Here is a 20,011-nt window from a genome sequence, read left to right as displayed (position 1 = left end):
CCTGGCGCCGCGTCCTCAAGTGTGAGGCGCGACACAGCGCCACTGAGACATTGGTAGCAGGCGTCTGACAGTTCCGGACTTTGGTGCGAAACTGCTGCCAGTGCTCCTGCGGGGGAGCCAGTTCACTTCCGGAGTCAGCATGTCGTTGTCCAGTGGGTTGATCGCAACGGTCGCCCTGCTCTACATGGCGGTCCTGTTCGCCATCGCGTTCTATGGCGACCGCCGTCGCGCCCCTCTTTCGCCGCGTGTCCGCGCCTGGGTCTACAGTCTCTCGCTGGCCGTATACTGCACCAGCTGGACCTTCTTCGGCGCCGTCGGCCAGGCCGCCGACCAACTCTGGTCATTCCTGCCGATCTACGTCGGCCCCGTGCTGCTGATGCTCTTCGCGCCCTGGGTGCTGCAGAAGATGATCATGATCAGCAAGCAGGAGAACATCACCTCCATCGCCGACTTCATCGCCGCGCGCTACGGCAAGTCGCAGGCGCTGGCTGTGGTGGTGGCACTGATCTGCGTGGTGTGCGTGCTGCCCTACATCGCCCTGCAGCTCAAGGGCATCGTCCTCGGGGTGAACCTGCTGATCGGCGCCGGGCCCGACTCCACCGGCATCCGCGCCCAGGACACGGCGCTGATCGTGTCGCTGATCCTCGCGCTGTTCACCATCGTCTTCGGCACCCGCAACCTGGACGTCACCGAACACCACCGCGGCATGGTGCTGGCGATCGCCTTCGAATCGCTGGTCAAGCTCACCGCCTTCCTCGCCGTCGGCATCTTCGTCACCTACGGCCTCTACGACGGCTTCGGCGACCTGGTGGACAAGGCCCGCGTCGCCCCGCAGCTCAACGAGTACTGGAAGGAGACGGTGCACTGGCCGGCCATGCTACTGCAGACCGGTGTGGCGATGACTGCCATCATGTGCCTGCCGCGCCAGTTCCACGTACTGGTGGTGGAGAACATCGAGCCGCGCGACCTGAACCTGGCGCGCTGGGTGTTCCCGATCTACCTGGTGCTGGCTGCGTTGTTCGTGGTGCCGATTGCCCTCGCCGGGCAGATGCACCTGCCGGCTGGCGTGATGCCCGACTCCTTCGTGATCAGCCTGCCGCTGGCCGAGGCCCATCCCGCCCTGGCCCTGCTGGCCTTCATCGGCGGCGCCTCGGCGGCCACCGGCATGGTCATCGTCGCCAGCGTGGCGCTGTCCACCATGGTCTCCAACGACATGCTGCTGCCCTGGCTGCTGCGCCGCAAGGGCGAGGCCGAGCAGCCCTTCGAGGTGTTCCGCCACTGGCTGCTGACCGTGCGCCGGGTGAGCATCGCGCTGATCCTCCTGCTGGCCTATGTCAGCTATCGACTGCTGGGCTCCACCGCGAGCCTCGCCACCATCGGCCAGATCGCCTTCGCCGCCATCGCTCAGCTGGGCCCGGCGATGATCGGCGCGCTGTACTGGAAGCAGGCCAACCGCCGCGGCGTGTTTGCCGGCCTGGCCGCTGGCTCCTTCCTCTGGGCCTACACCCTGGTGTTGCCGGTCGTTGCCAAGGGCCTGGGTTGGCCGCTGGAAACCTTCCCCGGCCTGGCCTGGCTCGCTGGCCGGCCGTTCGGCCTGTCCATCGAACCGCTGACCCTCGGCGTGCTGCTCTCGCTGATCGGCAATTTCGCGCTGTTCGGGCTGGTCTCGGTGTTCTCCCGTACCCGTGTTTCCGAGCACTGGCAGGCCAGCCGCTTCATCGGCCAGGAAATCTCCCAGAAGCTCAGCTCGCGCTCGATGCTCGCTGTGCAGCTGGAAGACCTGCTGATGCTCGCCGCGCGTTTCGTCGGCGAGGAACGCGCGCGGCAGAGTTTCATCCGTTTCGCCTACCGCCAGGGCAAGGGCTTCACCCCAAGCCAGAACGCCAACGACGAATGGATCGCCCACACCGAACGCCTGCTCGCCGGCGTGCTCGGCGCCTCCTCCGCGCGCGCCGTGGTGAAGGCCGCCATCGAAGGCCGCGAGATGCAGGTGGAGGACGTGGTGAAGATCGCCGACGAAGCCTCCGAGGTGCTGCAGTTCAACCGCGCGCTGCTGCAGGGCGCCATCGAGAACATCACCCAGGGCATCAGCGTGGTCGACCAGTCGCTGCGCCTGGTGGCCTGGAACCACCGCTACATCGAACTGTTCGAGTACCCGGACGGGCTGATCTACGTCGGCCGCCCGATCGCTGACATCATCCGCTACAACGCCGAGCGTAACCTCTGCGGGCCGGGCGACCCGGACCTGCACGTCGCCAAGCGCCTGTACTGGATGCGCCAGGGCACGCCGCATACCTCCGAGCGACTGTTCCCCAATGGCCGGGTGATCGAACTGATCGGCAACCCGATGCCGGGCGGCGGCTTCGTCATGAGCTTCACCGACATCACCAACTACCGCGATGCCGAACAGGGCCTCAAGGACGCCAACGAGAGCCTGGAGCAACGCGTGCAGGAGCGCACCTTCGAGCTGTCGCAACTCAACCAGGCGCTGACCGAAGCCAAGGGCACCGCGGAAGCCGCCAACCAGTCGAAGTCGCGCTTCCTCGCCGCCGTCAGCCATGACCTGATGCAGCCACTGAACGCCGCGCGGCTGTTCTCCGCCGCCCTCGCCCACCAGGAAAAACTGCCCGAAGAGGCCACCGAGCTGGTACGCCACCTGGACTCCTCGTTGCGCTCGGCGGAAGACCTGATCACCGACCTGCTGGACATCTCGCGCCTGGAAGGCGGCCGCGTCAGTGCCGACATCGCGGCCTTCCCGCTGAGCAACCTGTACGACACCCTCGGCGTGGAGTTCCGCGTGCTGGCCCAGGAGCACGGCATCGACTTCCACGTGCGCGGCAGCAAGCTGCGCGTGGAAAGTGATATCAAGCTGCTGCGCCGCGTGCTGCAGAACTTCCTCACCAACGCCTTCCGCTACGCCAAGGGCCACGTACTGCTCGGCGTGCGTCGCGAAGCCGGGCACTTGCGCCTGGAGGTCTGGGACCACGGCCCGGGCATCCCGCCAGACAAGCTGCAGGTGATCTTCGAGGAATTCAAACGCCTGGACAGCCACCAGACCCGCGCCGAAAAGGGCCTGGGCCTCGGCCTGGCCATTGCCGACAGGCTGTGCAAGGTGCTCGACCACCGCCTGGAAGTGCGCTCGTGGCCGGGCAAAGGCAGCGTGTTCAGCGTCAGCGTACCGCTGGCGCGCCAGCCGGCCCCGGCGCCGCTCAACGGGCACAAAGTGGAAACCCCGGAACAACTCAACGGCGCGCAGGTGCTCTGCGTCGATAACGAGGACAGCATCCTCACCGGCATGAACAGCCTGCTCACTCGCTGGGGCTGCCGCGTGCTCACCGCACGCAGCCGCGAGGAATGCCAGGCCCTGCTCGACGGCGACGCTCGCCCGCAACTGGCGCTGATCGACTACCACCTGGATGACGGCGAACTGGGGACGGACCTCATGGCCTGGCTGCGCACCCGCCTGGGTGAACCGGTGCCGGGCGTGGTGATCAGCGCGGACGCCCGCCCCGAACTGGTGGCGCAAATCCACGCGGCCGGGCTGGACTTCCTGCCCAAGCCGGTGAAGCCGGCGGCGTTACGCGCGTTGTTGAGTCGGCATTTGAGCCTGAAATAGATTGTCCAGCCGTGCCTTGGCAGCCGCGGCGGTTCGCGAGCAAGCTCGCTCCTACAGCCACACCGAGCCTCTGAGTGGCTCTTGTAGGATCGAGGGGGACGCCCAGTTCTTGCTCGCGAACCCACCCACTACCAGCTGCCAGCGATACTTCACGCCACCCTCCCGCGCCACTGCAACAACACCACCCCGGCAATGATCAGCCCAATGGCCAGATAGCCCTCGGGCGATAATTTTCGCACCGAAAACCCCGCCCAACCGAACTGATCACACAACGCCGACATGAGCATCTGCCCCGCCACCACGCATGCGAGGAACGTTGCCGCGCCCAGCTGCGGCGCCAGCATCACCGCCACCGTCAGATAGGCCGCCCCGAACAGCCCGCCGAGCCAGCCCCACCAAGGCGTGGTGGCAATGCCGGCAGCCGCTGGAAGCGGCACCCTGAACGCCAGCAGCGCAATGATCACCGCCGCCAGGCTCACCCCCAGCGACGTCAGGCTGGCACTCAACGGGTGTCCCAACTGGCGCCCCAGCAGCGAGTTGCTCCCAGCCTGCAAGGCAACCAGAGCGCCCACACCAATGGCGGGCAAGAGCAGAAGCAGTTTCGACATCGAAAATTCTCCATGGCTTGTCGATGAGGCTCAGCTTCTGCTATCCATCCAACGCATGGAAATGAATGAATGGTACAACCTGAATGCACTCAATTCATGACTTGCGCCGCATCGACCTCAACCTGCTGGTGATCCTCGACGCCCTGCTGGAAGAGCGCCACGTCTCCCGTGCAGCCGAGCGGTTGGCCATGACCCAGCCGGCGGTAAGCCATGCGCTGAATCGCCTGCGCGACTTGCTGGATGACCCGCTGCTGCTGCGCGCCGGCAACCAGATGCAGCTGACCCGCCGCGCCTTCGAGCTGGCCGGCCCGCTGAGGGACATTCTCGGTGGCGTGCGTCGGCTGGTGCTGGGCGACGACTTCGAACCGGCCAGCGCCGAGCTGGAGCTGCGCTTGGGTATGTCCGACTACGGCGCCTGGGTGGTGTTGCCGGCTTTGCTGCCGATCCTGCGCCGCGAAGCGCCGGGTATTCACCTGGACGTACGCCAGGCTTCGCGGGTGGGCATGGCGGAACAGGTGGCGAGCGGCGAGCTCGATGGCGCACTGGGCGTCTTCCCGATGCTGCCCGAAGGGCTGCGCGTACAGCGGCTGTTCGAGGAGCGCTTCGTCTGCCTGTGTTCGCGCGAAACCCTGGGCGCAAGAAAGCGCCTGGAATTGGACGACTACCTCGCCGCCCCACACTTGCGGGTTGCCCTGCAGCAGAGCCCAGCGGAAGAGATCGACAGCCATCTGGAAAAGCTCGGTCGCCGCCGCAAGGTCGCCGCCACCGTGCCGCACTTCAGCGTGGCGCCCAGCCTGTTGGCGGGCACTGATATGGTCCTGACGATTGCCGCGCGAATGCTCCCGGCTGATCTCGCCAGCCATGGCCTAGCCAGCTTCGAACCGCCCTTGAAGCTGGCGCCGTTCGATTTCGTGCAGATCTGGTCAGACACCAGCGAGGATGACCCGGCGCGGCGCTGGTTGCGCGGCAAGCTGGCCGTGGTGACCAGCAGGACCTGAGGCGTTACTCCGGCGTTTCCAGCCGCCGGAGGATTTCCCCGACGCGCTCGCCGAGCATCTCGTTGGCCGAGCGTTTCAGGCCGCGTGCCAACTCCACCAGCACCACCTGCTCGGCCACCGGCCGCAGGCGCTGAAAGACTTCGGCAAGTCGCTCCAGATCGGCAGCTCCGGGCAGCAGGTCGGCGCCGGGCTTGTCCACCAGATGAGTTACCACCAGGCGCACGATGCCGGCGGCGAGGTGCTCGGTATCACTGCGCAGCACCGCCAGATGATCCAGCAGCGACGCCAATGGAATACCCGCGCGGTACAGCTCGACACCGGCATTGAACAGGCGCGGGCTTGGAATGCTGATGCGCTCGCCATCGAAGGCCAACAGGCCCTGCGCCAGTGCCTGGTCGATCACTGCGTCGTTGAGCTCCTCGCCAAACAACGCCTGCAGGTCGCTGAACTCGATGCTGCCGGGCGACTCCAGGTTCCAGGGGCCGACGATAGCCTCGTCGAGGCCGAGCACGTGGTCCAGATCCTGGCCGCGCTCCCAGCTCTCCAGCAGCTCCTTGATATTGGCGATGTTGTAGCCACGCTCCAGCAAACGGTTGATCAACCGCAGGCGGCGCAGATGGCTGGCGAAATACACCCCGGCACGGCCCCGGCGCTCGGGTGGCGGCAGCAGGCCTCGGTCCTGGTAGGCACGCAGGTTGCGCACCGTGGTGCCGCCCTCGCGGGCCAGCTCATCCACGGAATACTCGCGCTCCTCTTCCAGTTCGGAAGGCGCGTCGTCCGGGCGCTGCAGCAGGCGCTGCAAGAGGTTCAGAGGTGTGCTCATGGCCGGATGATAGCCAGCGACATGCCCCCGGAACAATCGGAAGGATTAATCCTTCGGTGATCCCTTTCTCATCCCCGAGGCCCAACCAAAGACGGGAACTGCACCCGCCGTTTATCCCGTTTCCGCCCACAAGCCGCGCCGTCAGCGGTTCTCCGTTCCGGTAACACTCCAGGCCCGGCGCGCACGCATGGCGCAACGTTCAACGATGGGTCAGCATCGATCATGACATCGACCGATGTAACGATAACAACAACCAGCCTGGAGAAAGTCATGTCCCAAGGCGCCTGGGTGCCCACCCCCGAAGACCTGCGGCACTTCCGCGAGATTCAGCAACTGGCCTACCGCTGCTGCGAAACCATTGCCGGCGAACTGCGCCCGGGCATCAGCGAGCGCGAGACCGCCGCCCTGATGAAGACCTGGCTGCTCGATCACGGCGTGCGCGACTGGTTCCACCAGCCCTTCGCCTGGTTCGGCGCCCGCACTTCGTTCAAGGGTTTCGACGGCCTGCGCCACCTGGGCGGTTTCAACCTGGCCTTCTATCCCGGCAAGCAGCGCCTGGAAGAAGGCATGCCCTTCATCCTCGACTGCGCGCCAACCCTGGGCGCCTTCACCGCCGACGTCGGCTACTCCGGAGCATTGGGCCACAACCTGCTGGTGGAACGGCTGATGGACGACCTGCTGGCACACCGCAACCTGATCGTCGAGCAGGTGCGCCAACGCCTGCCGCTGGCGGAAGTCAGCCAGTCGGTGGACCGTCTCTGCCATCGCCAGGGCACCCTGCCCCGACACAAGGCCTACCCCTTCGAAGTGCTGGCGCACCGCGTGGAAAAACTCGGCGCGCGTAATACCGGGCCCTCAGTGGCGCGCTTCGGCGTGCGCAATATTGCCACGCTGATGAAGAACGCCCTGGTCACCGGCCGCCGCGAAGGCTGGTCGCCGCTGTGGTCGAGCAACGACCGTTCGCAACACGCGCCAACGCCGGGCCTCTGGGCCGTCGAGCCGCACCTGGGCCTGCGCGGCGTGGGCGCCAAGTTCGAGGAACTGCTGGTGGTCACCGAGGACGATGCCTATTGGCTCGACGACGACCTGCCCCACGTGCGCCGCTGGACCGCGCGCGGCCTGATCAGCGCACCGGCGCGGCGGGAGGTGGCATGAACGCCATGCTGGAGAAAGCCCTGCCGGCACCGGAACGGCTGGATGTGCAGTCCGGCAACGTGCGCCTGGCGGTCTGGCGCTGGGGTGAGGCGCACCTGCCGATGGTGCTGTTCGTCCACGGCTACCCGGACAACCATGAAACCTGGTTGCCGTTGATCCGCCACCTGTCAGGCCGCTATCAACTGGTCGCCTATGACGTCCGCGGCGCTGGCGAATCGGATAAGCCGCGCAAGACCCGCGACTACGGCCTGGAACTGCTCAGCCAGGACCTCAAGGCAGTGCTCGACGCCGTCAGCCCGCAACGCGCGGTGCATTTGGTGGCCCACGACTGGGGTTCGATCCAGACCTGGGAGAGCGTCACCGATCCGCAGCTGCGCGCGCGCATCGCTTCCTACACCAGCGTCTCCGGCCCCTGCCTGGACCACGTCGGCTTCTGGATGCGTGACCGTCTGCGTCGCAAGACGCCACGAGCGCTGCTGCAGATGGCCAGCCAGCTGCTGCACTCCTGGTACATCTACTACTTCCACCTGCCGCTGCTGCCATCGCTGTCCTGGCGCTTCGGCGCGGCGAAAGCGTGGCCGCAATACCTGCGCAAGGTCGAAGGCATCCGCAACCCGGTGCGCAACCCGCACCAGGCCAGCGACGGCGAACACGGCGTGAAGCTTTACCGGGCCAACTTCATCACCTCGATCTTCAAGCCGCGCAAACGGCATACCGAGGTGCCGGTGCAACTCATCGTGCCGACCCGCGACCGCTACGTAGGCCAGCAGCTGTTCCAGCAACTCTCGCTGTGGGCCCCGCGCCTGTGGCGCCGCGACGTCACCGCCGGGCACTGGCAACTGCTCGCCGAGCCGGCTCAACTGGGCAACTGGATCGACGAGTTCGTGAGCCACATCGAGGGCGGCGAAGCGACGCCAGAACTGCAGCGCGCCGCACTGAAACCCGGCGCCGGCCCCTTCGCCGGCAAGCTCGTGGTGGTAACCGGCGCGGGCGGCGGTATCGGCCGTTCGACTCTGCTGAGCTTCGCCGAGCGCGGCGCAAGCGTGCTGGCTGCAGACATCGACCCGGCCGCCGCCGAGCGCAGCGCCGAACTGGCCCGCGCGGTCGGCGCCAGCGCCCACAGCTATTGTGTGGACGTAGGCGACAGCGCCGCCATGGAGCGCTTCGCCCAGTGGGTGAAAAGCAGCCTTGGCGTGCCCGACGTGGTGGTGAGCAACGCCGGCATCGGCATGGCCGGGCCGATGCTCAAGACCACCCCGCCGGAATGGGAGCGCCTGCTGCGCATCAATCTGTGGAGCGTGATCGACGGCTGCCGGCTGTTCGGCCAGCAGATGGTCGAGGCCGGCAAGCCGGGCCACTTGGTCAACGTCGCCTCCGGCGTGGCCTTCGCGCCTTCGCGCAACTACCCGGCCTACGCCACCAGCAAGGCCGCAGTGCTGATGCTCAGCGAATGCCTGCGCGCCGAACTGGCCGGCCACGGCATTGGCGTCAGCGCGGCGTGCCCGGGCTTCGTCGATACCGGCATCGTCCAGGCCACGCGCTTTGCCGGCATGAATGACGAACAACAAGCCAGACATCGCGCCAAGGTGCAGCGCTTCTATCGTCGGCGCCGGCTCAGCCCGGATACCGTCGGTGAGCGCATCACCCGCGCCGTAGAGCGCGACCAGCCGGTGGTGAAGGTCGGCAGCGAAGTGCACCTGGGCGCCCTGCAATGGCGCTTCATGCCCTGGCTGTCGCGCCTGTTCGCCCGCCTCAATCTCACTGCCTGAGAACTGCCATGAACGATCATCATCACAAGCTCGTGCAACGCAAGGTGCAGTTCGACTACAGCGACTCGCCACTGCACTGGATTCCCGGCGAGCCCGAGGCGTCCCACGCGATCAACGTCATCCATATGATGCTGCCGGCGGGCGAACTGTGGTTCTGCCGGCTGTACAACAAGGCCCTGCCCTTTGTGAAAGAAGGCCGGCTGCGCGAGGACGTACAGGGCTTCATCCGCCAGGAAGCGATGCACGCCCGCGCCCACTCGGGAGCTTTGGAGCGCTACCTGAGCCACCACGGCATCGACTCCACGCGCTACCTGAAGGTCATGGACTACCTGTTCGAGCAGCTGCTCAGCGACACGCCGCTGGGCATCGAACTGTTCAACCGCACACCCTGGCTCAAGCGCTGGTGGATCGGCCAGCGCTGCGCCATCGTCGCCGCGGTGGAGCACTTCACCTGCATTCTGGGCAAATGGATTCTCGAAGCCGATGCGCTGGACCGCGCCAAGGCCGACCCGGTGCTGCTCGACCTGTTCCGCTGGCACGGCGCCGAGGAAGTGGAGCACCGCAACGTCGCCCACGACCTGCACGTGCACCTGGGCGGCACCTTCATCAGCCGGCAGTTGTGGATGTTCGTGGTCTGGCCGCTGATCATCTACCTGTTCGCCTTCGGTACGCGCACGCTGTCGCGCCAGGACCCGACTATCGCCCGGCCACGCTCCTTCGCGGCGATCTGGCGCGATGGTTCGAAGGCCGGCGTGCTGCCGAAGATCAGCTCCCTGGCCACCAGCTTCCTGCGCTACTTCAAGCCCTGGTACCACCCCGACCACGAGGCCAACACCCAGGAAGCGCTGGACTACCTGGCCCGCTCACCGGCCGCCAGCCGGGCCGCGCGCGCCTCGTAAGGCCTGTCGGCGCGCCCGCGCAGTGGATGCAGGGCGCGCGGCAATCGCATACTGCGACATCCGTTATTCGATTCAGGGATGCCGCCGTATGCCGATGGGAACCTATCCGCTTCACCCCGCCCTTTCCTCCCGCGTGGAGCGCCTGCCGGAGCAGGTGGACGTGGTCATCGCCGGCAGCGGCATCATGGGTTGCGCCACCGCCTGGCAGCTTGCGGGCCTTGGCCTGAGCGTGCTGGTGCTGGACAAGGCCGGCCTCGCCAGCCAGCAATCCACCCGCGCCTGGGGCTTCGTCCGCCAGCAGGCGCGCGACCCGGCGGAAGTGCCGCTGATGATGGCGGCGATCCCGCTCTGGGAGCAGTTGGAAAAGGAGCTGCAACTGACGCTGGAATGGCGCCAGGGCGGCTGCCTGTACCTGGCTGAAACCCCGGAGCAGCAGCACAAGTACGAGGACTGGCTGAAGGTCGCCGCCAACTTCGGCCTCGGCACCCGGCTGCTGGGCCGTGCGGAAGTCGCACAATTGATGCCGGCGCTGAGCGATCCCGCGCTCGGCGCCCTCTACACTGCCAACGACGGCCAGGCGGAACCGCGCCGCGTTGCTCCAGGTTATGCACTGCGCGCCATCGAGCGAGGTGCCTTGTTCGTCGAAGGCTGCGGCGTCACCGGCATTGACCGCGCGGCCGGTGCCGTCTGCGGCGTGCAGACCGAACGTGGCTATGTGAAGACCCGGCAGTTGCTGGTCTGCGCCGGAGCCAGCAGTTGGCGCCTGGTGCAGAGCCTCGGGCTGGAGCTGCCGCAACAGGCCGTGCGCTGCACCGTCTCGCGCACCAGCCCCGGTCCGGACGTCGGCGCGCAGAGCTTCATCGGCCACGGCATCGGTTTCCGCCAACGCGCCGACGGCAGCATCAACCTCGCCGACGAAACCCAGGCCGACATTGACCTCAATCTCGATTACCTGCGCGGCGCCAGGCACTACCTGCCGCATCTGCCGGAGCACCGCGCGGGCTTCTCCTTCAAGCTGAACGGCGCACTCTTCCACGATCTGCGCCAGCGCCTGCCGGGTTCGGAAAGGGGCGTGAACGGCGCGGTACTGGGCGAGCGTGATCCGCAGGTGAAGGTGAACACTTCGCGTGTCTTCACTGCACAGCAGAATCTGGCGAAGGCCTTCCCGGCACTACGCGATGTGAAAGTCGTGGAAAGCTGGGCCGGTTTGATCGACGTGCTACCGGACGGCATTCCAGTGCTCGATGCACCAGCGCAAGTGCCCGGCCTGCTGATCGCCACGGGCTTCTGCGGCCACGGCTTCGCCATGGGGCCTATCGTTGGCCAACTGATGAGCCAGTGGATTCACAAGGGAGAGCCAGGAATGGACCTGCATGCCTTCAGGCTGCGGCGCTTCGCCGATGGGACGGCGGGCAAGCCTTACTCGCTATTCTGATTTTTTGTAGGAGCGAGCTTGCTCGCGAACAGAGCCCACCGGCTGCATGGATGCATCCGGGGAATACGATTCGCGAGCAAGCTCGCTCCTACAGGAACAGCTATTCGCCCTCTTCCACCATCGGCGAATCATCGCTCAACGCCCGCTCCAGCCAATCCGTCGGCAGGTTCTTGCTGGCCCGCGCGCCCAGCAGCTTCACCTGCTCGGCACGGCTGATCAGGTTGCCGCGCCCTTCGCAGAGCTTGTTGCGCGCCGCCGCGTAAGTCTTGTCCAACTGCTGCAGGCGGGTGCCCATCTCGTCCAGGTCCTGCACGAAGAGCACGAACTTGTCGTACAGCGCCCCGGCGCGCTCGGCGATCTCCCGGGCATTCTGGTTCTGCCGCTCCTGGCGCCACAGGCTGTCGATCACCCGCAGCGTCGCCAGCAGGGTGGTCGGACTGACAATCACGATGTTGCGCTCGAAGGCCTCCTGGAACAGGTTCGGCTCGGCCTGCAGCGCCGCCGAAAAAGCCGCCTCGATCGGCATGAACAGCAGCACGAAGTCGAGGCTGTGCAGGCCTTCGAGGCGCCGATAATCCTTTCCGGAAAGCCCCTTCACATGGTTGCGCAACGACAGCACGTGAGCCTTGAGCGCCTGCTGGCGGATCACCTCATCCTCGGCGGCGATGAATTGCTGGTAAGCCGTCAGGCTGACCTTGGCGTCCACCACCACTTGCTTGTCGCCGGGCAGGCGGATCAGCACGTCGGGCTGGAAGCGCTCGCCGTCCGGCGCGCGCAGGCTGACCTGGGTTTCATACTCGCGGCCCTTCTCCAGGCCGGCATGTTCCAGAACGCGCTCGAGCACCAGTTCCCCCCAGTTGCCCTGGGTTTTCTGGCCCTTGAGCGCGCGAGTCAGGTTGGTGGCTTCCTCGCCCAGGCGCAGATTCAGCTGCTGCAGGCGCTCCAGTTCCTTGGTCAGCGAGAAGCGCTCGCGGGCCTCGGCCTGGTAGCTTTCCTCCACGCGTTTCTCGAACGACTGGATGCGCTCCTTCAGCGGGTCGAGCAACTGCCCGAGGCGCTGCTGACTGGACTCGGCAAAGCGCTGTTCGCGCTCGTCGAAGATCTTCCCGGCCAGCTCGGCGAACTGGGCACGCAGGTCGTCCTTCGCGGCCTGCAGATCGCCCAGGCGCTGCTGGTGATTCTCCTGCTGCTCGCGCAACTCGGCCGAGAGCGCCGCATGCTCGGCGGAGAGGCGACGCAGTTCCACTTCCTTGTCGGCGCGCTCGGCCTGCCAGTCCTGCTCGGCATTGCCCAGGCGCGCGCGCTCGTCCTTGCCCAGTTCGACTTCGCGGCGCAGCGCCGCCGCTTCGGCAGACAGCTCGCCATGCCGACTGCTCAAGCGCTGGAAAGCTTCGCGGTCCGCCTCGGCCTGGGCGGAGAGCCCGTCCTGCGCCAGCTGCGCCGTCGCCAGACGCTCACGCAGCAGGCTTGCCTCCTGTTCCACCTCCACCTTGCGCGCCTGCAGGCGCCAGGCGAGCGCAGCCATGGGCAGCAATCCGGCGAGCGCGCCGAGCAACAAGGCGGACAGATCGAGGGGCATGCAAGACTCCGAGGTGTGGCAATGGATCGCGCCAGTCTAACAGTCGGCCACCCGAACCGGCTTCGTCCCCTGTAAAGGCCCTGGAACAAGGCTCCTGAGCAAGCGCTCGGGACAATCCACAGAAGCTGTGGATAACTCAGTGGAGAACTTGCTGAAAACAGGCCATACCCCCAGTGAACTGGGGCCGTGTGACAGATTGGTGATTTTTTCACCAATCGAAATTTCCTTTATTTTTCAATAGGTTAAAAAACGCAAGGAAATTCGAGAGCTGGCTAAATGCAATGTTTCGAGGACTTGACAGAGTGCGTCGGCATTGTGCACAAGTGCGCGCCACGCAGCAGCCGGCCGCCCCCTTTCAGGGCAGCGGATAAGCAGTATTCCTAGGCAGACAGTGCACTCAACCGGGTGACATGCGCGCCAGAAGCTCCGTCTTCCGACGCCGATACCCGGCGAATTTCATGCGATCTGAACTTCCCGGCGCAGCGCTCGCTGCGGCCGGAGGACGCGGGGTGGTTCGGGAAGCTGAATCGCCAACTGCTCGGCGGCGCAGACCCGCGCATAAATGCGCTCAGCTGCACTGCGGCTGTTGCAGTCATAGAAGAACTGATTGAGGTACACGCGCCAGCGACGATCGTCACTGGGATGGATGGTTATCCGTATATCCATGGTCTGGCACTCCCTGCTTGGCCATCCCGCAACATACACCGCTCACCGTGACACGACAGTGGCAAAACGATGAGCGGTCAGGCCGGATGCGGCAGTCTGCCATCCACCAGATAGTGCTCGCGCCGATGGATACGCGGGCTGTCGGGCACCTGGGCGTGCTTGAAGGCTACGTACTCCGATGTGGTCTCGCACAACCAGGGCGTGAGGTTGCGCGGACGCTTCTCGGTGAACGCCGAAGGAGCGAACAGGGCCACATTGACGCCGCCCCGCGGGCACCGCGCCGAACGATACTCGAACGCCTCCACCCCTGCGTCGCGCATCGCACTGCCCAGGCCCTGGGTGACGCTGTAATCCTGCGGATCGAGCAGCGCCTCGTGCTCGCGGAACGGCGGCAGATGCAGGCGCACGCCCTTCTGCACCTGGAAACGGGCCTCGAACGATGCATGCTCGGACAGGATTCGCCCGCTGGGCGGCGGTGTCGCCATCCCCTCCCAGAGCACGAAACGGTAGAAAGCCGACTCCGCCATCGCCGTTTCCAGCATGAGCGCGCCGTAGAACAGGCTCGGCTCATGACGCCGACCGAAGCGCGAACCCCAGCGCAGCGGCGGATAGCGAAACGGCGTCTTCAACAGGTAGTGCAGCGGCTCGGCGGGCGGTGGCATGCGCGGCTTACTGGTTTCCAGCAACTCCTCCAGTAGCGCCTGCTCCTCCAGGGTGTCCACCAGTTGCAGCGTCGCTACCTGGCCCTGGCTCTCCACCATTCGTACCAGTCGCCCGCGAATGGGGGCGACGACCGAACTTTCATATTCAGCCCAAAGACGGGCGCCGGCTTCGAAGGACATTCAGACCTTGCCCCGGATGGCGTCCAGATACTCGACCACGGCGACCAGCCCCTGCACCTGCTCCATCAGTTGCAGCGGCACACCACCCAGATGACGGTTCTCGGTACGCAGGAAATGGCGCATGTCCTCATGGTTGCCGCCGAACAGGGCGAACAGCGCGCGGTAGATGCGCACCAGCAGCAAGGCCAACTCGCCGGTCTTGCTGTCCACCCGCAGGCCGTTCTGCTTCCAGCGGCTCACCGCGCTACGGTCCACACCGACAATGGCGGCCAGTTCCTGCTGGGTCATCGCCAAGTGCTCGCGAGCGGTCAGTACTGCCTTCGCCAGGACGGCATCGGCGGCCGGTTTTTCCTTCAGCAGAGCGCTCATGGCGAAACTCCATCCAGTGCATTTGTTCCAAACATACCATCAAATGCTGCAACCGCACAAAGCAGATCCGCCGGATTTCCCGCCTGACAGCCGTGTATCAATGCGCTGACAAAGCCGAGATTCTCTTTACCGAACATTTACTTAGGCTTGGCGTTCATTGACTCCGCCATGCGGTCTCATGAAATACCCGGATTGTCCGGGAGATCAATGCAGGATCACGCACCGGCGAAGTCGGCTGCGTCAGGAGAAATACCATGAAGAAGTCTGTCGCCCTACTCTGTGCCGCCCTGATGCTCGGCAGCCCGCTGGCGAGTTTCGCCCAGCCGGGGGGCGGCCCGGACAATGGCCAGAACCGTCCGGATAATCGACCGCCGCAACAGCAACAGCAGCGGCCGCACCAGCCCCAACAGCAACGGCCAACCCCATCACCGCAGTATCAACAGCCCCACGATCACTACAATCAGGGACGCAATGGCCACGCCGATCCGCGTTACTACAAGAACCCGAACTACCGCCCGCAGGCTGGCATGCCCGTGCCCCATCGCGAGTGGCGCCACGGTGTGGTTGTAGCACCGGCGTATCGCGGCGACCGCTACTGGGTCACCGACTGGAATGCCCGCCACCTGTACGCACCGCCGCGCGATCATCGCTGGCTGTATGTCAACGGCGACTACGTCCTGATAGCCATCGCCAGCGGCGTGATCGTCAACATCCTCGCCGGTTACTGATTCATCTCAGGCGCTGGCGTCGCCCACCGCGCGCAACTGGGCGACAACGGTCTGGATCGCTGGATTGATATGCCGGATGTCCTTTGTTCCGGGAATTCAGGCGGCGGGAAATATTGAAAGCGCCTTCGCAGGGCCAGACAAAGGCCCTAGGATAGGCGCCTTTATTTTCCAGCCCGCCGCCATGGACAAGAAACGCGCCTACCAACTGATCCTTGCCCGCCTCGCCGAAGACCTCGACGTCGCCGTGCGCGCCGCCCGGACGGCCCACGAGACCGCGACCCACGAGGAAAACATCGCCGAGAACAAGTACGACACCCTCGGGCTGGAAGCCGCCTACCTCGCCGCCGGCCAATCGCGCCGCGTGGAAGAAATCCGCCAGGCGCTGTCGCTGTTCGAGAACCTGCAACTGCGCGATTTCGACGAAGAACAGGGCATACAGACCAGCGCCCTGGTGCAACTGATCAACGAACAAGGCCAGCAGCGCTGGGTGTTCCTCGGCCCGGATGGCGCTGGCCTCAAGGTGCAGTACGAAGGCTGCGAGATACTCGTCATTACCACGCGCGCCCCGCTGGGCAGCGCCCTCCTCCATCGACACCCCGGCGACGAAGTCGAGGTGGGCGCTGGCAGCGCCCGCCAGCGCTACGAAATCCTCGATGTCTGTTGACGGGTCAGCCGCCCAACTGATCAACGACGCTCGAGCGCATCGATGAAAAATCTGAGCGGAACAGACAATACCCGGCGCGCCCACTGACACAGACTAAGCTTCAAGGCCACACCCAATCCCTCCCGGCCTCAAGGAGAAGCATCATGCTGTTCAACTGGTCCGAATACGTTCCCGCCGTGAAAAAAGCCTTCGGCGCGCTCGGCAAGAAACACCCGAAGATGATCGCCGCCTATCAGGCCCTGGAGGCCGCCGCTGCTGACGGCGACGCCCTGGATGCCAAAACCCGCGAGCTGATCGCCATCGCCGTAGCCATCACCACCCGCTGCGACGGCTGCATCGGCGTCCACGCCGAAGCCGCGCGCAAGGCCGGCGCCACCGAGGCCGAGATCGCCCAGACCCTGGCCACCGCCATCTCGCTCAATGCGGGTGCCGCCTACATCTACTCCCTGCGCGCCCTCGAAGCCTACGAGTCCGCCGCCGCACCGAAATGAGCCCTCGCCCGCGACGCTTCGGCGCCGCGGGCCTGCCCCTTTCCTTCCAGTGCTTCGATGGGGTATCAGTGGGTCTTAGCCCACCAAAGTCAGCCCCCATGTCACAGCCCGCCCTCGGTTTCTGGAAACTCACCTTCGCCATCGCCACTGGCCTGTGGCTCGGCTGCCTCGCCGTCGCCGCTACCGCCTGGCTGATCTGGCCCGAACTGCCTACCACCGTCGCCACCCGCCTCGCCCCGCCACACGCGACAAATCCCGCAGCCCCGCCTCCACCGCTGAACAACGAGGAAATGTTCCAGCAATACCTGCAACGCCAGCAGACAGCGCAGGAACAGCAGAATCGTCAGATAGAGAAATCCGAACAGGAAAGGCGCTTCAACAGCGCGCCGTGCCAGTTCTGGCGACAGCAGTACCAGGCGAATCCCACGGAGGGGAATCGGCAGAAGATGGATGGATATTGCGGATGATGGAGCGCTGTTCAGGAATTGCAGAGCGCAGAAAAGACAAAACCCCTGAAACGCTAAGCATTTCAGGGGTTTCGGCCATATGTAATGGCGGAGAGATAGGGATTTGAACCCTAGGAACTGTTGCCAGTTCAACGGATTTCGAATCCGTCCCGTTCGGCCACTCCGGCATCTCTCCGTGCGGCGCGCATGATACCAGCTTGAAGCCTGAAGGCGAAGCCCTGTTTCAGGATTTTTTTGCGTGGTATCAGGCGCTTGCGTGCACTCGTCGGATCAGAGTGGCACGCCGAGGCGGTGAGCCACTTCTTCGTAGGCTTCGATGACGTCGCCCAGGCCCTGACGGAAGCGGTCCTTGTCCATCTTCTTGCGAGTCTCTTTGTCCCACAGACGGCAGCCGTCCGGGCTGAATTCGTCACCCAGGACGATCTTGCCGTGGAACAGGCCGAACTCGAGCTTGAAGTCCACCAGCAGCAGGCCGGCGTCGTCGAAGAGTTTGTTCAGCACTTCGTTGACCTTGAAGGAGTAGGCCTTCATTTCGGCCAACTGCTCCAGGGTCGCCCAGCCGAAGGCCTGGACGTGGGATTCGTTGATGAACGGGTCGCCCAGGGCGTCGTTCTTCAGGAACAGTTCGAAGGTCGGCGGGGTGAGCTGCAGGCCCTCTTCCACGCCCAGGCGGCGCACCAGGCTGCCGGCGGCGTAGTTACGCACAACGCACTCGACCGGGATCATGGCGAGCTTCTTGACCAGTACTTCGTTGTCCGACAGCAGGGCGTCGAACTGGGTCGGGATGCCGGCGGCTTCGAGCTTCTGCATGATGAAGGCATTGAACTTGTTGTTCACCATGCCTTTGCGATCGAGCTGCTCGATGCGCTTGCCGTCGAACGCCGAGGTGTCGTTGCGGAACAGCAGGACGAGGCGGTCGGCGTCATCGGTGGTGTAAACCGACTTGGCCTTGCCGCGATAGAGTTCTTCGCGTTTTTCCATGATGGGCTCCGCTTGCTTAGGGGGTGGGCTCAGGCGATGGTGCGCCAGTCGAGTCCAGAATGCTGATCGGCTACCTGCAGCCAGTCCGGGTCGCACCCTAGGGTGTCGACGAAGCTTTGCCGGGCCAACTGCGGCGAGTTGTTCTTTTCGCTGAGATGCGCCAGCACCAGGTGCTGCAGGCTTTCCCAGCCCAGCTGGGCCACCAGTTCGGCGGCCTGCCGGTTGTTCAAATGTCCCCACTGGCCGCCTACACGGACCTTGAGTGGGTAGGGATACGGACCGCGGGCCAGCATGTCGGTATCGTGATTCGCCTCGATGATCAAGGCATCGAGGCCACGATAGCATTCCAGCACCTGCGCCGTGGCGGCTCCCAGATCGGTGAGCTGGCCAAAGCGCTTCCGGCCATCGGAAAACACGTACTGCAGGGGCTCCCGCGCATCGTGGGAGACGCTCACCGCAGTGACTTCCAGGTCTTTCAGTACCAGGCGGTCGCCGCACTTGAGCAGCGCCGCTGGTGTCACCGGTTTGCGCATTCCCTGCAGGGTGCCGGCGCTGAGGTACACGGGTATTCGATGGTGCCGGGCCAACAGTTCGACGCCGTTGATGTGATCGGAGTGCTCGTGCGTGACCAGCACCGCATCCAGCTGCCCGGGCTCTACGCCCAGGCGCGCCAGACGGCGGATGGTTTCACGCAGCGGAAAACCGCAATCGATCAGTATCCGGGTGTCAGAACTGCTCACCAAGGCCGAATTGCCCCGGCTTCCGCTCCCCAGGACCGCGAAGTGCATTCCGCATACTCTCCTGGAGTTTTTCCAATACACCCTGCGCCACGTCAGCCGGCGCGGAGGTGTTGATGTCTTTGTCGACGGTGATCTGGACGGTGTTGCTCACGCTGGTCAGGCGAACCTGGTAGCGCTGGGCCTTGGCGTCCTCTTCTTCCTTGGTCTTCTCGCCACCACCGAACATGCGGCTGAAGAAGCCAGGCTTGTCTTCATCCTTCTTCTTCGCGCCTTCGGCGATGTTGACGTAGTACACGCCCAGGCTGCGGTTGAGGTCGTCGACACGGATGTCGGCACGATCCAGGGCACGGCCCACGCTGACCCAGGCACGGTCGAAGTCGGAATCCACGGTCAGTACCGGGTTGCCGCTGCCGTCCTTGTTCAACTGGACGGAGCCGGGGGTGTCGTAGTCCGAGTGCGCAGCGAGCAGGGAGACCGAACCGCCCTTCTCGGCGCTGGTAGCCATGCTGGCGATCATCTCGTCGAGCAGTGCGGCGTCCAGACTCGGCACAGCCGGTTTGGTCGGCCAGTCGCCGTTGGCGGTACTACCGGCCGGGCGGGTTTCGCTCAGTACATAGACCTCGCTGGTGTTGGTCTGCACGCCCGGCTCGATGCGCACGCGAACACGCGCCTCGCTGTCCGGCTCGACGCCCGACACGCGGCTACTCAGGCGACGCGCCAGGGGTGCGGAGAGTTGCGACAGCGGCTGCCAGTTGGTGCTGAATTCACCAGTCTGCGGACGCTCGTTGGCGATGGAGAAGCCGTTGTCCTGGAAGAACTGGTGCGCGACCGGCCAGACTTCGGCCGGCGGACGCTGGGCTACCAGCCAGCGCGAGTCGCCGCTCTTCTGCAGGCTGAAGTCGCTGACTTCGCCGGCGCCGGACAGCGGCTGCGGGCGCGGCACTTCGAACTCGCCTTCCTTCTCGGTGCTGGTGGCAACGTTCATCGGAATCGGCAGCAGCGGGTCGAGCGGCTTGCTCTGCAGACCTTCGGGCACCTTCATCGGTGCGGTTTCACGGGCGTTCAGGTAATCGTCGCCACGGTCACGGAAGTAACCTTCCGGGCCCCATAGCCAGCCGCAGCCGGATGTGTTGCCGATAACCAGGGCGAGCGCAGTCAGTCCTGCCAGTCGCTTCATGCGA

19 protein-coding genes and 1 tRNA gene are annotated in these 20,011 nt (G+C 65.1%); 10 read left to right on the top strand and 10 right to left on the bottom strand.

The features are described 5' to 3' along the window. The first annotated feature begins 139 nt into the window (after nucleotides 1-139). Nucleotides 140-3,616: a PAS domain-containing hybrid sensor histidine kinase/response regulator gene (locus AC2T4A_RS12535; RefSeq protein ID WP_416745383.1), complete on the top strand. Its 3,477-nt coding sequence runs from the start codon at nucleotides 140-142 to the stop codon at nucleotides 3,614-3,616. Nucleotides 3,617-3,765: 149 nt separating this feature from the next. Here AC2T4A_RS12535 and AC2T4A_RS12530 read toward each other — a convergent pair whose 3' ends face one another. Continuing rightward, complete coding sequence (locus tag AC2T4A_RS12530) at nucleotides 3,766-4,224, bottom strand: DMT family transporter (protein ID WP_486743425.1); 459 nt, start codon at nucleotides 4,222-4,224, stop codon at nucleotides 3,766-3,768. Nucleotides 4,225-4,307: 83 nt separating this feature from the next. Here AC2T4A_RS12530 and AC2T4A_RS12525 point away from each other — a divergent pair, with 83 nt between their 5' ends. Then, nucleotides 4,308-5,222 carry a LysR family transcriptional regulator gene (locus AC2T4A_RS12525; protein WP_478379686.1) on the top strand — a complete coding sequence of 305 codons (915 nt, stop codon included), beginning with the start codon at nucleotides 4,308-4,310 and terminating at the stop codon, nucleotides 5,220-5,222. A gap of 4 nt (nucleotides 5,223-5,226) precedes the next feature. Here the strand turns inward: AC2T4A_RS12525 and AC2T4A_RS12520 are convergent, their stop codons facing one another. Beyond that, nucleotides 5,227-5,925: a MerR family transcriptional regulator gene (locus AC2T4A_RS12520; RefSeq protein WP_486743677.1), complete on the bottom strand. Its 699-nt coding sequence runs from the start codon at nucleotides 5,923-5,925 to the stop codon at nucleotides 5,227-5,229. Nucleotides 5,926-6,315: 390 nt separating this feature from the next. Between AC2T4A_RS12520 and AC2T4A_RS12515 the strand changes: the two genes are divergently transcribed. From AC2T4A_RS12515 to AC2T4A_RS12500, 4 genes are all read left to right on the top strand, one after another. Continuing rightward, a complete protein-coding gene (locus AC2T4A_RS12515) occupies nucleotides 6,316-7,200 on the top strand; it encodes a M24 family metallopeptidase (RefSeq protein WP_486743424.1) in 885 nt (294 codons plus the stop codon). Further along, nucleotides 7,197-8,969: an SDR family oxidoreductase gene (locus AC2T4A_RS12510; RefSeq protein ID WP_486743423.1), complete on the top strand. Its 1,773-nt coding sequence runs from the start codon at nucleotides 7,197-7,199 to the stop codon at nucleotides 8,967-8,969. The genes AC2T4A_RS12515 and AC2T4A_RS12510 overlap by 4 nt, the downstream gene beginning before the upstream one ends. Before the next feature lie 8 nt (nucleotides 8,970-8,977). Continuing rightward, nucleotides 8,978-9,868 (top strand): metal-dependent hydrolase, encoded by an 891-nt coding sequence (locus AC2T4A_RS12505; RefSeq protein ID WP_416745393.1) that lies wholly within the window; start codon nucleotides 8,978-8,980, stop codon nucleotides 9,866-9,868. A gap of 88 nt (nucleotides 9,869-9,956) precedes the next feature. Next, nucleotides 9,957-11,303 (top strand): NAD(P)/FAD-dependent oxidoreductase, encoded by a 1,347-nt coding sequence (locus AC2T4A_RS12500; RefSeq protein ID WP_486743422.1) that lies wholly within the window; start codon nucleotides 9,957-9,959, stop codon nucleotides 11,301-11,303. 100 nt (nucleotides 11,304-11,403) lie between these two features. Here AC2T4A_RS12500 and AC2T4A_RS12495 read toward each other — a convergent pair whose 3' ends face one another. From AC2T4A_RS12495 to AC2T4A_RS12480, 4 genes are all read right to left on the bottom strand, one after another. Then, entirely contained in the window at nucleotides 11,404-12,768 is a 1,365-nt protein-coding gene (locus AC2T4A_RS12495) for a DNA recombination protein RmuC (RefSeq protein WP_486743676.1), read from the bottom strand. A gap of 570 nt (nucleotides 12,769-13,338) precedes the next feature. Further along, nucleotides 13,339-13,548 carry a hypothetical protein gene (locus AC2T4A_RS12490; RefSeq protein ID WP_416745397.1) on the bottom strand — a complete coding sequence of 70 codons (210 nt, stop codon included), beginning with the start codon at nucleotides 13,546-13,548 and terminating at the stop codon, nucleotides 13,339-13,341. 77 nt (nucleotides 13,549-13,625) lie between these two features. Then, nucleotides 13,626-14,390 (bottom strand): RES family NAD+ phosphorylase, encoded by a 765-nt coding sequence (locus AC2T4A_RS12485; protein WP_486743421.1) that lies wholly within the window; start codon nucleotides 14,388-14,390, stop codon nucleotides 13,626-13,628. After that, a complete protein-coding gene (locus AC2T4A_RS12480) occupies nucleotides 14,391-14,759 on the bottom strand; it encodes an MbcA/ParS/Xre antitoxin family protein (RefSeq protein ID WP_416745401.1) in 369 nt (122 codons plus the stop codon). It abuts the gene before it with no gap. A gap of 254 nt (nucleotides 14,760-15,013) precedes the next feature. Between AC2T4A_RS12480 and AC2T4A_RS12475 the strand changes: the two genes are divergently transcribed. The 4 genes from AC2T4A_RS12475 (at nucleotide 15,014) to AC2T4A_RS12460 (ending at nucleotide 17,109) form a co-directional block, all read left to right on the top strand. Beyond that, nucleotides 15,014-15,487, top strand: coding sequence for an RcnB family protein (locus AC2T4A_RS12475; protein WP_416745403.1), 474 nt, complete (start codon nucleotides 15,014-15,016; stop codon nucleotides 15,485-15,487). A gap of 181 nt (nucleotides 15,488-15,668) precedes the next feature. Beyond that, nucleotides 15,669-16,151: a GreA/GreB family elongation factor gene (locus AC2T4A_RS12470; protein WP_416745405.1), complete on the top strand. Its 483-nt coding sequence runs from the start codon at nucleotides 15,669-15,671 to the stop codon at nucleotides 16,149-16,151. 143 nt (nucleotides 16,152-16,294) lie between these two features. Next, entirely contained in the window at nucleotides 16,295-16,642 is a 348-nt protein-coding gene (locus tag AC2T4A_RS12465; RefSeq protein ID WP_017522075.1) for a carboxymuconolactone decarboxylase family protein, read from the top strand. A 98-nt stretch (nucleotides 16,643-16,740) separates the two neighbouring features. Further along, a complete protein-coding gene (locus AC2T4A_RS12460; protein ID WP_486743420.1) occupies nucleotides 16,741-17,109 on the top strand; it encodes a hypothetical protein in 369 nt (122 codons plus the stop codon). Nucleotides 17,110-17,194: 85 nt separating this feature from the next. Here the strand turns inward: AC2T4A_RS12460 and AC2T4A_RS12455 are convergent. The 4 genes from AC2T4A_RS12455 to bamC form a co-directional block, all read right to left on the bottom strand. Then, nucleotides 17,195-17,284 (bottom strand) — tRNA-Ser (locus AC2T4A_RS12455). 95 nt (nucleotides 17,285-17,379) lie between these two features. Continuing rightward, on the bottom strand, nucleotides 17,380-18,090 hold the full coding sequence (gene purC, locus AC2T4A_RS12450; RefSeq protein WP_045210340.1) for a phosphoribosylaminoimidazolesuccinocarboxamide synthase: 711 nt from the start codon (nucleotides 18,088-18,090) through the stop codon (nucleotides 17,380-17,382). 29 nt (nucleotides 18,091-18,119) lie between these two features. Then, entirely contained in the window at nucleotides 18,120-18,878 is a 759-nt protein-coding gene (locus AC2T4A_RS12445; RefSeq protein ID WP_416745492.1) for an MBL fold metallo-hydrolase, read from the bottom strand. Further along, on the bottom strand, nucleotides 18,817-20,007 hold the full coding sequence (gene bamC, locus AC2T4A_RS12440; RefSeq protein ID WP_416745494.1) for an NlpB/DapX family lipoprotein: 1,191 nt from the start codon (nucleotides 20,005-20,007) through the stop codon (nucleotides 18,817-18,819). The genes AC2T4A_RS12445 and bamC overlap by 62 nt, the downstream gene beginning before the upstream one ends. Between the last annotated feature and the right edge of the window lie 4 nt (nucleotides 20,008-20,011).

Source organism: Pseudomonas sp. PVC-3-1 (genome assembly GCF_057444315.1).
The sequence above is the reverse complement of the archived record's forward strand: the minus strand, read 5'-3'. Positions and strand labels throughout refer to the sequence as shown.

Bases quoted from the DNA above. Each gene is read 5' to 3' on its own strand.
- AC2T4A_RS12505 (WP_416745393.1), top strand. From the start codon at position 8,978: ATGAACGATCATCATCACAAGCTCGTGCAACGCAAGGTGCAGTTCGAC.
- AC2T4A_RS12485 (WP_486743421.1), bottom strand. From the start codon at position 14,390: ATGTCCTTCGAAGCCGGCGCCCGTCTTTGGGCTGAATATGAAAGTTCG.
- AC2T4A_RS12530 (WP_486743425.1), bottom strand. From the start codon at position 4,224: ATGTCGAAACTGCTTCTGCTCTTGCCCGCCATTGGTGTGGGCGCTCTG.
- bamC (WP_416745494.1), bottom strand. From the start codon at position 20,007: ATGAAGCGACTGGCAGGACTGACTGCGCTCGCCCTGGTTATCGGCAAC.
- AC2T4A_RS12490 (WP_416745397.1), bottom strand. From the start codon at position 13,548: ATGGATATACGGATAACCATCCATCCCAGTGACGATCGTCGCTGGCGC.
- AC2T4A_RS12500 (WP_486743422.1), top strand. From the start codon at position 9,957: ATGCCGATGGGAACCTATCCGCTTCACCCCGCCCTTTCCTCCCGCGTG.
- AC2T4A_RS12480 (WP_416745401.1), bottom strand. From the start codon at position 14,759: ATGAGCGCTCTGCTGAAGGAAAAACCGGCCGCCGATGCCGTCCTGGCG.
- AC2T4A_RS12445 (WP_416745492.1), bottom strand. From the start codon at position 18,878: ATGCACTTCGCGGTCCTGGGGAGCGGAAGCCGGGGCAATTCGGCCTTG.
- purC (WP_045210340.1), bottom strand. From the start codon at position 18,090: ATGGAAAAACGCGAAGAACTCTATCGCGGCAAGGCCAAGTCGGTTTAC.
- AC2T4A_RS12460 (WP_486743420.1), top strand. From the start codon at position 16,741: ATGTCACAGCCCGCCCTCGGTTTCTGGAAACTCACCTTCGCCATCGCC.
- AC2T4A_RS12535 (WP_416745383.1), top strand. From the start codon at position 140: ATGTCGTTGTCCAGTGGGTTGATCGCAACGGTCGCCCTGCTCTACATG.
- AC2T4A_RS12510 (WP_486743423.1), top strand. From the start codon at position 7,197: ATGAACGCCATGCTGGAGAAAGCCCTGCCGGCACCGGAACGGCTGGAT.
- AC2T4A_RS12465 (WP_017522075.1), top strand. From the start codon at position 16,295: ATGCTGTTCAACTGGTCCGAATACGTTCCCGCCGTGAAAAAAGCCTTC.
- AC2T4A_RS12475 (WP_416745403.1), top strand. From the start codon at position 15,014: ATGAAGAAGTCTGTCGCCCTACTCTGTGCCGCCCTGATGCTCGGCAGC.
- AC2T4A_RS12515 (WP_486743424.1), top strand. From the start codon at position 6,316: ATGTCCCAAGGCGCCTGGGTGCCCACCCCCGAAGACCTGCGGCACTTC.
- AC2T4A_RS12525 (WP_478379686.1), top strand. From the start codon at position 4,308: ATGCACTCAATTCATGACTTGCGCCGCATCGACCTCAACCTGCTGGTG.
- AC2T4A_RS12470 (WP_416745405.1), top strand. From the start codon at position 15,669: ATGGACAAGAAACGCGCCTACCAACTGATCCTTGCCCGCCTCGCCGAA.